This is a genomic window from Pseudomonas lini, assembly GCF_964063345.1.
Classification (GTDB): Bacteria; Pseudomonadota; Gammaproteobacteria; order Pseudomonadales; family Pseudomonadaceae; genus Aquipseudomonas; species Aquipseudomonas lini_B.
The window spans coordinates 2,621,982-2,636,505 of sequence record NZ_OZ061318.1 but is presented as its reverse complement, the minus strand read 5'-3'; the positions used below and the strand labels follow the sequence as shown (position 1 = coordinate 2,636,505).

Annotated in this window: 9 protein-coding genes, 1 tRNA gene and 1 pseudogene; 3 read left to right on the top strand and 8 right to left on the bottom strand. The window is 56.4% G+C overall.

The features are described from left to right. Positions 1 to 10 precede the first annotated feature (10 nt). Complete coding sequence (locus tag AB3226_RS11975; RefSeq protein ID WP_367373193.1) at positions 11 to 1,693, bottom strand: flavin monoamine oxidase family protein; 1,683 nt, start codon at positions 1,691 to 1,693, stop codon at positions 11 to 13. Positions 1,694 to 1,921: 228 nt separating this feature from the next. Then, positions 1,922 to 2,383: an Lrp/AsnC family transcriptional regulator gene (locus tag AB3226_RS11970; RefSeq protein WP_007980298.1), complete on the bottom strand. Its 462-nt coding sequence runs from the start codon at positions 2,381 to 2,383 to the stop codon at positions 1,922 to 1,924. 167 nt (positions 2,384 to 2,550) lie between these two features. Here AB3226_RS11970 and AB3226_RS11965 point away from each other — a divergent pair, with 167 nt between their 5' ends. Next, entirely contained in the window at positions 2,551 to 3,198 is a 648-nt protein-coding gene (locus AB3226_RS11965; RefSeq protein WP_367375786.1) for a peptidase M41, read from the top strand. 19 nt (positions 3,199 to 3,217) lie between these two features. On the opposite strand, the pseudogene AB3226_RS11960 reads toward AB3226_RS11965, so the two are convergent. After that, positions 3,218 to 4,007 (bottom strand): annotated as a pseudogene (locus tag AB3226_RS11960) (helix-turn-helix transcriptional regulator). Positions 4,008 to 4,146: 139 nt separating this feature from the next. On the opposite strand from AB3226_RS11960, the gene AB3226_RS11955 reads away from it, so the two are divergent. Together AB3226_RS11955 and AB3226_RS11950 are read left to right on the top strand one after the other, a co-directional pair. Next, the gene (locus tag AB3226_RS11955; RefSeq protein ID WP_367373192.1) at positions 4,147 to 5,250 is read left to right on the top strand and encodes a polyamine ABC transporter substrate-binding protein; all 1,104 of its coding nucleotides are present in this window, start codon (positions 4,147 to 4,149) and stop codon (positions 5,248 to 5,250) included. A gap of 335 nt (positions 5,251 to 5,585) precedes the next feature. Further along, positions 5,586 to 5,894: a hypothetical protein gene (locus tag AB3226_RS11950; RefSeq protein ID WP_367373191.1), complete on the top strand. Its 309-nt coding sequence runs from the start codon at positions 5,586 to 5,588 to the stop codon at positions 5,892 to 5,894. A gap of 60 nt (positions 5,895 to 5,954) precedes the next feature. Here AB3226_RS11950 and AB3226_RS11945 read toward each other — a convergent pair. The 5 genes from AB3226_RS11945 to rpsU all read right to left on the bottom strand — a co-directional run bounded on the left by AB3226_RS11945 (position 5,955) and on the right by rpsU (position 14,501). Next, a tRNA-Ile gene (locus AB3226_RS11945) sits at positions 5,955 to 6,031 on the bottom strand. A gap of 15 nt (positions 6,032 to 6,046) precedes the next feature. Further along, positions 6,047 to 9,793, bottom strand: coding sequence for a bifunctional diguanylate cyclase/phosphodiesterase (locus AB3226_RS11940; protein ID WP_367373190.1), 3,747 nt, complete (start codon positions 9,791 to 9,793; stop codon positions 6,047 to 6,049). A gap of 122 nt (positions 9,794 to 9,915) precedes the next feature. Next, a complete protein-coding gene (rpoD, locus tag AB3226_RS11935) occupies positions 9,916 to 11,763 on the bottom strand; it encodes an RNA polymerase sigma factor RpoD (protein ID WP_367373189.1) in 1,848 nt (615 codons plus the stop codon). Positions 11,764 to 11,830: 67 nt separating this feature from the next. Then, the gene (gene dnaG / locus AB3226_RS11930; RefSeq protein WP_367373188.1) at positions 11,831 to 13,804 is read right to left on the bottom strand and encodes a DNA primase; all 1,974 of its coding nucleotides are present in this window, start codon (positions 13,802 to 13,804) and stop codon (positions 11,831 to 11,833) included. A gap of 481 nt (positions 13,805 to 14,285) precedes the next feature. Continuing rightward, complete coding sequence (gene rpsU, locus AB3226_RS11925; protein WP_002551877.1) at positions 14,286 to 14,501, bottom strand: 30S ribosomal protein S21; 216 nt, start codon at positions 14,499 to 14,501, stop codon at positions 14,286 to 14,288. Positions 14,502 to 14,524: the final 23 nt, after the last annotated feature.

Sequence of the window (14,524 nt, the reverse complement as noted above, 5' to 3'; positions counted from 1 at the left end):
CGGATTCCTCTTACTCGGGCAGGGCGATCGGCCCGATCTCGTTGAACACATCTCCTGGACCCGGGTTTTCGGCGTGAGTTTCACCGCCGAAGTGTTTCATGATCCCCCACACCGCGTTAAGCGACGTCTGCACCGCGCCTTCGACCCAGGCCGGCGTCCACGAAACGTCATCGCCGGCGATGAAAATCCCGCGCTGCTCGGCCGGCATCTCGTCCTGCATGAAGTGCGCGTACATGCGCTGGTTGTAGCGGTAGTGGCCGGGCAGCGCACCTTTGAAGGCCCCGAGGAAATGCGGGTCGGCTTCCCACGACACGGTGATCGGATCGCCGATGATCCGCGCGGCGATGTCGACTTTCGGGTAGATCTTCTTCAACGCGTCCAGTGCCAGCTTCACGCGTTTTTCCACCGGGTGCGGGAGCATTTTCAGCGCGTCGCTCATCCACGAGTACGACAGGCAAATCACTCCTGGTTTGTCGTCGCCGTTGTCGAAAAGGTAAGTGCCGCGAGTCAGGCGATCGGTGAGGGTCATGCTCATCAGGTCGCGGCCGGTTTCCGGGTCCTTGTCCTTCCAGAATGGGCGATCGACCATCACGAAAGTCTTCGACGATTGCATGTAGCGGGTGCGGTCCAGGGCCATCCACATCTTTTGCGAGAACAGGCTTTCGTCGCATTCGATCTGGGTGGTCAGTAGCCAGCTCTGGCAGGTGGTCAGTACTGCTGCGTACTCGCGGGTGTCGCCATAGTTGTCGGTGACGGTAAAACGCCCGTTCGGTGCATGGGCAATTTTTTTCACGCCGGAGCGCGGCGCGCCGCTGTGCAGCGAACTGAGACTGGTGCCTTCAGGCCAATGCACGCAACGCTCCGGCACATGGCGCCAGATGCCCAGCGGCACTTGTTCCACGCCGCCGACCACCAGATGCTGGTGATCGTCGCAGTTGGTCATCACCACGCGGAAGATTTCGAGCATCGAGTTGGGGAAGTCCGAGTCCCAGCCACCGGTGCCGAAACCGACCTGGCCGAACACTTCGCGATGATGGAACGAGAGCTTGGCGAAGGCTTCGGAGGTGGCGACGAAATCATAGAACGTGCGGTCGTCCCACAGCGGCACCAGAGTGTTCCACAGTTCCTTGAGACGCGGCACATCGCGGTCTCGGATCGCTTGCTGGATATCGGAGAACTGCGAGCCGGCTTCAAGAGCATCGGCCCAGGCGTCAGCGACTTCCTGGAACAGTGCAGGAAGATCCGCCAGTTTCTGTGCGTAATGAGTTTTGCCTTCCAGATCGATTACTGTGCTGCCCGACGCAGGCGTCAGCGGGTTGGGGAAGGGTTTGGTCTGCAGGCCGAGCTTGTCGACGTAGTGATAAAACGCGGTCGACGACACTGGGAAACGCATACCGCCGAGTTCGGCGATGATACCTTCAGCGCCGTTGAAGGCCTGGGAGCGCAGCCGGCCGCCCATCTTCGAGGCTTCGTAGACGACAGGCTTGAGGCCCAGCTTCATCAATTCGTAGGCGGCCACCAGGCCTGCAATGCCAGCCCCGACAATCGCCACTTCGGCGCCGTGATTGTGCGCCGGAATACTGCCCAGCCCGGCCGGGTGCTCGATCCAGTCGTCGAAGGCGAAAGGAAAGTCCGGGCCGAAAACGGTGACCGGTTTTTTACCGTCTGCAGGATGGCGATTGTTCTTGTTCATGGCTGACCTTGCTGGCGACCTGACGCAGAGTGCGCGTCTGAGTATAGGAAAAGATGGCAGCCATTCTAGAGAGCGTAGAACACGTTAATAAGACGCAATGTGTCGTCATTTTGATTTGCATTAATACATTATGACGATATAGCGCGGCATTGCGACGAAATCAATCTGTAGGAGCGAGGCTTGCCCGCGAAGGGGCCCGACCAGACACCCAAGACAATTGGCAGAAACTCAAACCGGCTGGCCCCGATCAATCTTGCTGCTCAAGATGATCGAAGTCGTCGTCTTCTCCACGCCATCCACACTGCCAATCTGATCCAGCAACTGATCCAGCTGCTCCGGCGAATCGGTGCGCAACCACGCCACATAATCAAATTCGCCACTCACCGCACACAATTGCTGAACCTGCGCCATGGCGCTGAGACGCCGCAGCACTTCCTTGCCGGACCGTGGTTGTACCGTAATCCCGACATACGCCTGCAATCCGCCATCCACCACGCGCTGCCCCAGGCGCACACCATATCCGGTGATCACCTTGGCCTTTTCCAGCCGCGCCAGACGCGACGTCACCGTGGTGCGGGCGATGCCCAGTTGCCGGGCGAGCATGGCCACGCTTTCGCGGGCATTGATCTGCAAGGCTGCGATCAATTGGCGGTCGATTTCGTCAAGAACAGGCGGGCGGGTGTCAGGCAAAGGTCGTCTCCAGCGGCACAGATCAATGGGCAGGCATGTTACAGGCACATCCTGCGCGGTGCTCGTGGCCGTTGTCTGATCCAGGTTGGCTAAACAATGGTCGATAGCATGGACAGGTGTCGTAACTCGTAGTCGAATGCGCTACTAAGGACTGTGACGGGATGGAAATGATGAAGAAGATGCCTCCCGCTATACGGGAACATGCATTGCAGATTGCGAATCACGAAATGGGGCACTACGTAGTTGCCCGAGCCTTGGGCTTTGAAACGGGTGATGTGACCCTGAAAGTCACCATGGACTTGAGGCATCAGGCCGGGGCTTCCATTACCTTGACGCGGTCAATTCTCTCGATAGAAGACATGAAGGAACATTTGGAAGGTCGGCTGATCGTCCTCTTTGCTGGTGCTATGAGTCAGGCATTACCTGCAAAACATTCAGCCAGGAAACTCGTCGATAAATCGAAAGCGACAGCCATTCTGAATGGAGAACTTGGAGCGGAACAGGATTACGCAAAAATAAGGGAGTTACGGCACTTGCTGCGCAATATCTCCTACCCGGATACGGATCCAGCGTCGCCCGAGCGCATAACTGCCGAACTTAAAGAGATTACTGATCGTGTGTGGCTGCGGACTCAACAAATCGTAGAGGCATTGGCCGATACGATTACCGGATTGGGCGCGCTACTAGTAGACGGCATGACTATTGTGGAGCAGTGGGGCAGTCCGGCGGACACCTATGAGGTTGTGTTGACGGGTGAAATGCTTGAGCGACTGCGGCAAGTGCAGGCGATTCCGTCGTTGAGCGTTTGGGCCTGAAAAGTGCCAAGCGCTGACTTCAATTTGCAGGGAAAACATCCTGTTTTGGCATAAAAAATCGAGCAAATAATTCGGGTTGTGACTTGATGTTTAATTTGGCGTAAATGTTTCGGCGGTGAACTTTTATCGTTTCTGCCGACAGGGAAAGTTTTCCTGCTATCTCTTTATTAGAGAAGCCGCTAAGTAATAATTTGAGAACGTCCTTTTCGCGTGTTGTTATTTGTGTGCCAAGCTGGAGAATCGTTTCTGGCCACAGAGTTGGTTCGGGGGGCTTTTTCTACGTCAATCTCAAAACTCATGCGTTGATGCATTAATGCAGTCACCCATGGTTTGATAATATTAAGGATTGTTATTTGCTCTTGATTGAAGCGGACGTTACTACCAAAGGAAATGCATAGCGTTCTATCGGAGTCAAGCTGTACATTGTACTGCGCCTCATCTACAGAGATGTACTGTGCAAAGTATTGATGATAATACTCGGTTTCAAGGAAGTGCTCCGGCGCAATATCCAGCATATGAAAGAAACCGCTCTGTGGGTTTTCCCGGTTTGCAATATAAAACGGATCCAGCATATAAAGCCCCTTCACGTAGCGATGAGTGAATGCATCTATCTCTTCTGTATCTGCTACTTCAGGAAGGCTGACAACTTGCACTTGCTGATTGCTAAATATTAATACGACCCAGTTATCGATTTGCACATATTCATTTAACGTACGAATAAGTGAGTTCCAGAATTCTGGACGGTTCAACTGCATGATCAGCTTTCCAATCGATCGGTGCCAAGCCAGGCTATGAAGGTCGAGTGGCATTTTCTACCCCTTTAGGGTTAGGGATTCGTGGGTCGCGAGTAAGTATTCGTAGGTATTTACTATTCGTCAATGCCGGGTATATTCACGATCAGGATTCACGATGGCCATGAAGGCATGTCGTCTTGACAAGGATAGTTGTATGAGCAAATCACCTTTGCGAACCCTTTTTGCCGCCTCGCTTCTCTGTGCAGGGATAAGCACATCAGTGGGGGCTGTAGAGACTGGGGTGTATCTGTATAACTGGTTCGATCTTCTTGCGCCGGAGACCCCAAAGGAGTTTGAGCAGGAAACCGGCACCAGCATCCATATGGATGCGTTCGACAGTGCCGAAATCATGCAGAGTAAAGTGATGGCTGGGCGCACGGGGTACGACGTGGTTGTGGCTACCTCCAACGTGTTGCCAAGCCTGATTCAGGCGGGAGTCCTTCAGCCGTTGGATCGTAATCAACTGAGTAATTTGTCCCACATCGATCCTGAGATCTTGTCCCAGCTTGCGGTCAATGACCCTGGTAATCGCTACGCTGTTCCCTATTTATGGGGCACTACCGGCATTGGCTATGACGTTGATAAAGTCAAAGCGGCATTGGGTGATAATGCTCCGGTGAATAGCTGGGACTTGATCTTCAAAGAAGAAAACATCAGCAAACTCAAGTCGTGCGGTGTGGCAATGCTCGACTCTCCAAGTGAGATCATTTCAATTGCCTTGCATTACCTTGGGCTCCCTAGCAACAGCAAGAACCCGGATGATTACCAGAAAGCTCAAGCCCTGTTGTTAAAGATCCGTCCCTATGTCCTCTATTTCGACTCATCCAGAATCGACTCTGACCTGGCTGATGGCAATATTTGTGCAGTTGTAGGATGGGCCAATGGTGCCCTTGCTGCGCAGGCCATCAACGAGAAGACTAATACTGGACGCAAGATTGCATACAGCCTTCCTCGCGAGGGAGCGCTGGTTTGGTCAGAAAATCTGGTTCTGTTAAAAGATGCCCCCCACCCAAAGGAAGGCATGGCATTTATTAATTATATGTTGCGACCAGAAATTATTGCCAAGAGCTCAAATCACACGTTGTACCCTAACGCTAATAAAGATGCCACGGAATTTGTTGAGCAGAAACTGCGCGACAATCCTTGGATTTATCCAGACAAAAAGACCGTTGCTGCACTTGTTCCACTTGAGCCGCTGCCGTTGAAGTTGGAGCGAATCCGCACTCGGGTTTGGACCAAAGTGAAGAGTGGTACGTGATCTGACTGGGTTATCATTTTTATTGTTCTATGAGGATCTTTATGTGAGGGGGGTATTGCAGAGAAATTAAAGGTGAAACTATATCAATTCGACCTTCAGGGCTCGGAGACGGATAAAGCGGACTCTTTCAAGCCAACCAATACCCTCTGCGCCTAACGGTTCGGGACTCCTGAAGGGCGCCTGATGGGAAGGTTCTGTATATGCGAAATTGGTGCGTTTCGTGCAATAGCCCGCGTTTATTTGGAGCACTGGTAATCACGTAGGGTGCAGGGACAGCCCTTATCAGCCGACTTACTTTGGGGTTGTCACAAAGGTTCTAGGGAAGGAGAAAAATCATGTACCAAGGTGATTGCCAATGCTACTTGGAGTCGGACGAATACAAAGCCTACAAGGAGATTGAGGAGCAGATCGGCCACTGCACGCCCGAACAAGCCTGGGCCATGTATTACGTCTCGGTCGGGATGGTGCGTGAAAACATCGCCATGGCGGTGATGGAGCACATCGCCAGGGGTAACAAGGCATTGCTGGTTGAGTTCCCCGAACTTGCACCGGCTGAAAGGGCGTTCACCAATCGAGTTAAGACGGATCACGCAAGCCTTTACAGCGAAGGGGTCATTAGTCCTGGATCGAGACGGTGTCCATAGGACTGTATCAGCGGTGGCCGACCAGAAACACGAAAGCCGCGCAATGCGCGGCTTTGAGTATGGTGGGCCCAGTAGGACTCGAACCTACGACCAAGGGATTATGAGTCCCCTGCTCTAACCAACTGAGCTATAGGCCCTCAGTAGGTCGCGGATTATAGCGATGGTTTCTCGGCTGTGCTATCCGAAAAATCCAATATGGCTGTACGAAGAAACGTCGCGGCGAATTCGTCCGCTGGTAAGGGCAGGCTGACGATGTAACCCTGGATCTGTTCACAGCCCTCCGCAGCCAGGAATTGCTGCTGCGCCTGGGTTTCGACGCCCTCGGCGATGACGGTGAATTGCATGCTGCGGCCCAGGGCGATGATTGCGCGAACAATCGCCGCGTCATGTGGGTCGTCGGGCAGGCCGCGGACGAAGGATTGGTCGATCTTGAGGATGTCCAGTGGCAGGCGTTTGAGGTAGCTCAGGGACGAATAGCCAGTGCCGAAATCGTCGATTGCCAATTGCACGCCCAGGCGTTTGAGTTGATGCAGCACCGCCAGCGCCTCTTCGGCCTGGCTCATGATGAAGTTTTCAGTGATTTCCAGTTGCAGGAAGCCGGGGTTGAGGTGGTTGTCTTTGAGCAATTGCTCGATCCGGCCGAGCAGGTTCGGCTGGCGCAGTTGAGCACCGGCCAGATTGACCGAGAGTGGGCCCAGGCATTCATAGACCTGATTCCACTCGTACATCTGTCGGCAGGCGGTCTCAAGTACCCAGTCGCCGATTTGCAGAATCATGCCGTTTTCTTCGGCCAGGGGAATGAAGTGCTCGGGAGGCACATCGCCGAAGGTGGGGTGATGCCAGCGAATCAGCGCTTCGGCGCCGACCACTCGATGATCGTCCAGACTGATTTTGGGCTGGTAGTACAAAAACAGCTCATTGCGCTCGATGGCACGCCGCAGTTCATGTTCCAGCGCCACGCGCTCGCTGGCTTGGGCGGTGAGGTCGCGAGTGTAGCTTTCAACCCGGTTACGGCCCTTGGCCTTGGAGCGATACATCGCGGCATCGGCGTTCTTGACCAGTGTGGCAACGTCGCAGCCGTCCTTGGGGTACAGGCTGGTGCCGATGCTGGCGCTGATGAAAAACTCGTGCTCGCCGGCCTGGAAAGGGGCGGCGAAGCAATTGAGCAGCTTGGTGGCAATGTTGTCGGCATCGCTGGATTGTTGCAGGCCAGGGAGCAGGATGATGAATTCGTCGCCACCCAGCCGCGCTACGGTATCGATATCGCGCAGTTGCTCCTTGAGGCGCACGGCAATGCCTTTGAGCAGCAGGTCGCCAACCGGGTGGCCGAGGCTGTCGTTGATGTGTTTGAAACGGTCCAGGTCGAGGAACAGCACCGCGCCTTGGCCACCGTTTTCCTGCTGGCTGTTCAGTGCCGTCAACAGCCGACTCTCGAACAGCGTGCGGTTTGGCAGGCCCGTCAACGGGTCGTGGTGCGCCTGGTAGTCGAGTTTGGCTTGCGCGTGTTTGAGGCTGGAAATGTCTGCGAACACCGCAACAAAGTGGGTGATGAGTTTGTCTCGGTTGCGCACCGCACTGATGGTCAGCCAGCTCGGGTAGAGCTCGCCATTCTTGCGCCGGTTGGAGATCTCGCCTTGCCAATGACCGTCGGCGGTCAATTGATGCCACATCGCCGCATAAAATGCGCTGTCATGCAGGCCCGAGGCGAGCAGGCGAGGGGTGTGGCCCAGCGCTTCGCTCTCGCTGTAGCCGGTAATTTCGGTGAAGGCACGATTGACCGCGCTGATGTGCTGTTGGGTGTCGGTGATCAATACGCCTTCGGCAGTGCTCTCGAACACCGTGGCGGCCTGTTGCAGTTTCTCCTGCATCAGATGTCGCTCGGTAATGTCCCGGGCAATGGTCAGCATGCAATCTTCATCGCCAATGGGCAACGGCCGGCTTGAAACCTCGCAGAGCCGGATCTGCCCGTCTTTGCGGCGAATGTGGCAACTGAAGTCGCGGACGAAACCGTCCCGGTGCAACAGTTCGAGCATCTGTTTGCGCTCGTTGAGATTGACCCAGATCCCCAGGTCCAGGGCCGAGCGATCCACGGACATCGCGCTGTTGAAGCCGGTAATACGGCTGAAGCCTTCGTTCACTTCCAGCAACAAGCCGTCGCTCTGCCGGGACAGGAGCAAGCCGTCGGGAGAGGCATGAAAGGCCTTGGCGAATTTCTCCTCGGAGGTTTGCAGCTGTTGTTGGGTTTCCTTGAGTTGACTGATATCCCGCACGACGACCACCAGGGCCGGGGTCGTATCGAGGTCGAAAGGCTCGGCAGAAATCAGGCCGGTAAACACCTGGCCATTGCTGCGGCGAAAGGGCATCTCCAGATTGCGGATGCTGCCGGCCTGCAACCGTTGCAATAAACCCGGCCCCACGCCGGGTACGCCCCAGATGTTCAGGTCGGTGGCGGTCTGGCCTATGACGTCTTCGGCCTTGAGGCCGATCTGTTCTTCGAACGCTTCGTTGACCTCCAGCAGACAACCGTCGGAAAGCCGCGCGATCACCAGAATATCCGGGCATTGCTGGAACACTGAAGCGAACTTCTGCTCCGACAGGCGCAGCGCCTCTTCAGTGCGCTTGGCTTCGCTGATGTCGATCATCAGTCCGCGCAGTACCGGTTCATGGGCGTGCTCGATCAGGCTGACGATGTCGCGGACCCACAGGCAACGGCCGTCAGCGGTGATGACCCGATAATCGACGCTGTGATCGCGCCCGGCCGCCACTTCACGGTCGCAGAAGGTCTGGGCGCGGGTCAGATCCGCGGGGTGAATGATGTTGCGCCAGAAGCCCGGAATCAGCCAATGGGGCAGGGGATAACCAAGGAGATCCTGGGCATGAGGTGACACGTAGCTGTAGGTGTAGTCGCTGATCCGTGCTTCCCAAGCAATGGCTGAAAGGCTCTCCACCAGCCCGCGGTAATGGTATTCGCTGCTGCGCAGCTCCTGTTCCAGAGCGACCCGACGGGCAATTTCAGAGCTGAGACGGCGGTTGATCCGGATAACCACTGCCAGCACGATCATGAGAAACAGTAATCCTGGCAGGCCGTAACTCAGCACGTCGAGCCAGAAGGTTCGATGGTCCAGGACGTTACCGATCCAGTGTTCCTGGATGGCACTGATTTCACTCGGGGTCATGTCTGCCAGGACTTTGTCCAGGATGCTGACCAGCAGCTTGTTGTTCGGAGGAACGGCCATCGCCAATTGGTAGCGATAGGGTGTTTCACCGCTGACATAGAGCCCGTCGAGCTTGAGCTGGCGCAGGCTCCAGACACTGGAGGCAAGATCGCCCACTACGGCGTCCACGGCGTCGGTGGCGAGCGCCTGCAGCGCCGAGCTGACGTTGGGCATCGCCACCAGATTCAAGTCGGGATGGTGGCTACGCAACAGTTCGTGGGGGGCATAGTTTTCCACCACGGCGATCTTCAGCCCGTACAGGTCTTCGAGTTTGCGCGGTTGGGGGCCTCCGACGTGAGCCAGAATAACTATCGGAAAGTCGAGATAGGGGCGGGTGAACGACAGATACGTCTGGCGTTCGGGAGTCGACATGATGCCCGGCAAGATGTCTAGCTTGCCTTGTTTGGCCTGCTGCAAGACTTCGGTCCAGCTGACCGGCTCAATGGGCGTGAGTTTGATGGCCAGCCGTTGACGGATGACGTTGATGTAGTCTGCTGCCAGGCCTTGATAACGCCCATGTTCGTCGCGAAACTCAAACGGCGGCCAGGACGCGTCAACGCCCAGGCGCAATTCCGGGTGAGCCGTCAGCCAGCTACGTTCTTCGTCGGTAAGAGTCAACGCGCCAGCCGTTGCGGTCCAGGTCATCAGCGACAGCAAAAAAAGCACGGTCGGCCATCTGGGCATAACGGTCTCGTTACGGCTTGGGGGAATGTTTCGAGTGTAGACGGGCTATGCGGCGGGGGGGATGTACGGGGCATTTAATCTGCATAAAGCAAAACCCCCGGCCTGGGCCGGGGGTTCTGTGATCACTCGTCGAGGAAGGAGCGCAAATGCTCGCTTCTCGTCGGGTGGCGCAGCTTGCGCAGCGCCTTGGCTTCGATCTGACGAATCCGTTCACGGGTCACGTCGAACTGCTTACCAACCTCTTCGAGGGTGTGGTCGGTATTCATGTCGATACCGAAGCGCATGCGCAGAACCTTGGCTTCACGGGCAGTGAGGCCGGACAGGACTTCGCGAGTCGCTTCTTTAAGGCTCTCAACAGTGGCGACATCGATTGGCGACTGCATGGTCGAGTCTTCGATGAAGTCACCCAGATGAGAATCTTCGTCATCACCGATCGGGGTTTCCATGGAGATCGGCTCTTTAGCGATCTTCAATACCTTGCGGATCTTGTCCTCAGGCATTTCCATGCGTTCGCCCAGCTCTTCCGGGGTCGGTTCGCGACCCATTTCCTGCAGCATCTGCCGGGAAATACGGTTGAGCTTGTTGATCGTCTCGATCATGTGCACCGGAATACGGATGGTGCGGGCCTGGTCGGCGATCGAGCGAGTGATCGCCTGACGGATCCACCAGGTGGCATAAGTCGAGAATTTGTAGCCGCGGCGGTATTCGAACTTGTCTACCGCTTTCATCAGACCGATGTTGCCTTCCTGGATCAGATCGAGGAACTGCAAACCACGGTTGGTGTACTTCTTGGCGATGGAGATCACCAGACGCAAGTTCGCTTCAACCATCTCTTTCTTCGCGCGGCGGGCCTTGGCCTCACCGATCGACATGCGACGGTTGATGTCCTTGATCTCGGCGATCGTCAAACCGGTTTCGGTTTCCAGCGCGGTCAGCTTCTGCTGGCAACGAATGATGTCCGGTTGCAGGCGACCAATGGCTTCAGCGTATTTGCTTTTGCCTTTGGCCAGTGCATCGGTCCAGCTTTCGTCGACTTCGTTGCCCGGGAACTGGCGCAGGAAGTCGGCACGCGGCATACGAGCATCACGAACGCACAGTTGCATGATCGCGCGCTCTTGTTGACGCAGACGATCCAGGGCACTGCGAACACGCTCGACCAGGCCTTCGAATTGCTTCGGCACCAGTTTGATCGGCATGAACAGCTCAGCCAGGGCGATCAGCTCGGCGATTGCCAGCTTGTTGCCACGACCGTGCTTTTTCAGGGCCTTGCGGGTGATTTCCATCTGATCGGCGACAGCGCCAAAGCGCTGTGCGGCGATGACCGGATCCGGACCGCTTTCGGCTTCTTCTTCGTCATCAGTCGCTTCGGCGTCATCGTCGTCGGTTTCGTCATCCGCTTTCACGGCTTTCGGGTCGACAGGTGGTGGCACTTCGGCTGCAGGCGGCGCAATGCCGTCGTCCGGGTCGATATAACCGCTCAGGACGTCGGACAGGCGGCCACCTTCGGTGGTGACGCGAGTGTACTCGGAGAGAATATGGTCAACCGTGCCAGGGAAGTGCGCGATTGCGCCCATCACTTCGCGGATGCCCTCTTCAATACGTTTGGCGATTTCGATTTCGCCTTCACGTGTGAGGAGCTCTACCGTACCCATTTCACGCATGTACATGCGCACTGGGTCGGTGGTGCGACCAATGTCGGTCTCGACCGCTGCCAACGCTGCTGCTGCCTCTTCGGCCGCGGCTTCGTCAGTATCGGCGTCGGCCAGCATAAGGGAATCCTTATCTGGCGCAACCTCGAATACGTTGATCCCCATGTCATTAATCATGCGGATGATGTCTTCCACCTGTTCCGGATCTGAAATATCCTCCGGCAGGTGGTCGTTGACCTCCGCGTAAGTCAGGTAGCCCTGCTCACGACCAAGTGTGATCAACTCTTTGATACGAGACTGCTGTTGCGCTTTTCCGGACATAACACCCTATCCACTGAAGGTCTTGGCGGGCAAAAAACAAGCCGAGGATTATACCTGAGCTATGACCTCACGCGCCAGTTGAGGTCGGGCTTGATGCGGAAACATTGCGACTTAAAAGGTCGCGCAGTTGATTTTTCTCTTCGGTGCTCAATTCACTTTGACGTGCTTTTCGAAGAAGTTGTTCCAGGTTTCGCTCGCGTTGGCGGGCTGACAAGCTAGTAATGGTGTCGAAAAACTGTTGTTCAAGGTTATCTCCATCAATCAGCCATTCCTTTTCTGCCAGCGCTTTGAGCAATCGGCCTTGTTCGGTGCCGTGCCAACGCGCAATCAGTTGAAATGAGTTTAGCTTGGGATTCTTCTGTACGGCTTCGAGCAAGGCGACCAACAGTTGCGTGTTGGTATGGTCCTCGGCAGCGAAGTGCCCGGCGTCCTCGACTTTTTCAGCCAGTTGCGGGTGATGCAGTAGCGTGCGCAAGGCGGCCAGGGTGGGCGGCTCTACAGCGGCCGGCACCCGTGGCGCGCGCGGTTGATCGCGATCGCCGCCACGTTTGCCGTTCTTGTCCCACGGCTTCTTGTCCCATTTCTTGCCGCCTGCGCCAGGCTTTTTCGGCGTCCATTCCTGCTGCGGCGCGTACATCTCTTGTGCCTGCGGCTGATGGTAGTCGCTGTAATCCGGCATGGCGTCGTAATCGATGCCCGGATCGTAAGCGGGTGGCGCTTCCTGAGGGTGAGGCGTGCTTTGCACGAGTTGGCTCACGGCTTCACCACTTAGCCCGGTAATTTCGCTCAGGCGCTGGCGCATCAAGATGCGCAGGTTGGCGCCCGGGACTTTGTCGATCAGCGGCGCGGCGAGGGTGGCCATGTGGGCCTTGCCTTCGAGGGAGCGCGGATCCGATTCCTCGGTCAATTGTTGAAAAAAGTAATCGGCCAATGGCTGGGCATGTTGATTGATCCGTGCGCGGAAGGCGTCAGTGCCCTCGGAGCGGACCAGAGTATCCGGGTCCTCGCCCTCGGGCAGGAACAGAAAGCGTGCCCGGCGCCCGTCCTGCAGGCATGGCAGGGTTGCCTCCAGCGCCCGCCAGGCGGCATTTCGGCCCGCCTGGTCGCCATCAAAGCAGAACAGCACGTTGGGCACGACGCGAAACAGCCGTTTCAAGTGCTCTTCGCTGGTGGCGGTACCCAGGGTCGCGACGGCATTGCGCAGGCCTTGCTGGGCGAGGGCGATGACGTCCATATAGCCTTCGACGACGATGATTTCGTCGAGGTTGCGGTTGTTCTTGCGTGCTTCATAAAGGCCGTAGAGTTCCTGGCCTTTATGGAAAACCGGGGTTTCCGGTGAGTTCAGGTATTTCGGCTTGTCGTCGCCCAATACCCGGCCACCGAAGGCGATGATGCGCCCGCGACTGTCGCGGATCGGGAACATCACGCGATCGCGGAAGCGGTCATAACGCTTGCCGGTTTCGGCGTTCTCGATCAACAGGCCGGCATCGATCATGGCCTTTTGCTGCAGGGTATCGCTGCTCAAGTGCTTGAACAGATTGTCCCAGCCGGGCGGGGCAAAACCGAGTCCGAAGTCCCGGGCGATTTCTCCCGTTAGTCCGCGACCCTTCAAGTAATCCACGGCGGCTTTGCGCGATGGATGGCTTTTCAGGGCTTGACGATAAAAATCGGCGGCGGCAGTGAGCAGCGGATACAGCGGCGAATCGGTGGGCTGCCGTGGTTTGTGCGGTCGACCACTTTCTTCGCGGGGAATTTCCATGCCGGCGGCTTTGGCCAGTTCTTCCACAGCCTGGACGAAATCCAGGTTGTCATGGTCCATCATGAAGCCGAGGGCGTTACCGCCAGCGCCGCAGCCGAAGCAGTAATAGAACTGTTTGTCGGGGCTGACGCTGAAGGAGGGGGTTTTCTCTTTGTGAAACGGGCAGCAGGCCGTGTAGTTCTTGCCGGCTTTTTTCATTTGCAGGCGCGAGCTGACCACGTCGACGATGTCGGTGCGGTTCAGAAGGTCGTCAATGAAGCTCTGGGGAATTAGCCCGGCCATGGCGTTCTCGTCATCTGCGCTGAAATGGACCCAAAACGAAGGGCGGCCGAACGCGGGTCGTTGTTTGAGGCGCGCAGGCTGTGCGGCTCGACCGGTGTCGTCTGCGTATCGCTGTCGGGAAGTGTATCTGCCGAAAATCCACTGACGTTAGTACCAATCAGTAATCGACTATTTGAAAGTGTTTCGCTGAATCCGGCGACGGCCAGTCATTGGCCTCGGATAGCTCATAAGCGGGCACGCAAGAAGGTGCCTTGGGCTGATCGTCGTGAGAGGAATCAGTGGGTGTGCTCGTCAGTAGCCTTGGAAGGCTCGTCAGAAAAGACGTGCACCGCTGGCAAAAGAGCCAGGTCTGACGCTGTGAAGCAGATTTGTCTCGGTCGCGTCTGCGACTTTGACGGTGAAGCATCAAGCGTTTTCCGCAAATGCCATTAGCCCGGCTGAGGGCCGGGCTTGGCAGAAGCTTGCTACGATCGTCTGTGTATTAGTACAGACGAACGGCGCGGCGCTGTTCGCGCTGAACTTTCTTGGCGTGACGCTTAACAGCGGCTGCTGCTTTACGCTTACGCTCAGAAGTTGGCTTCTCGTAAAATTCGCGGCTACGAACTTCAGCCAGTACACCGGCTTTTTCGCAGGAGCGCTTGAAACGACGCAGAGCTACGTCGAAGGGTTCGTTCTCTTTTACTTTGACGGCTGGCATCCAGAGCTACCTTCATTCATTAC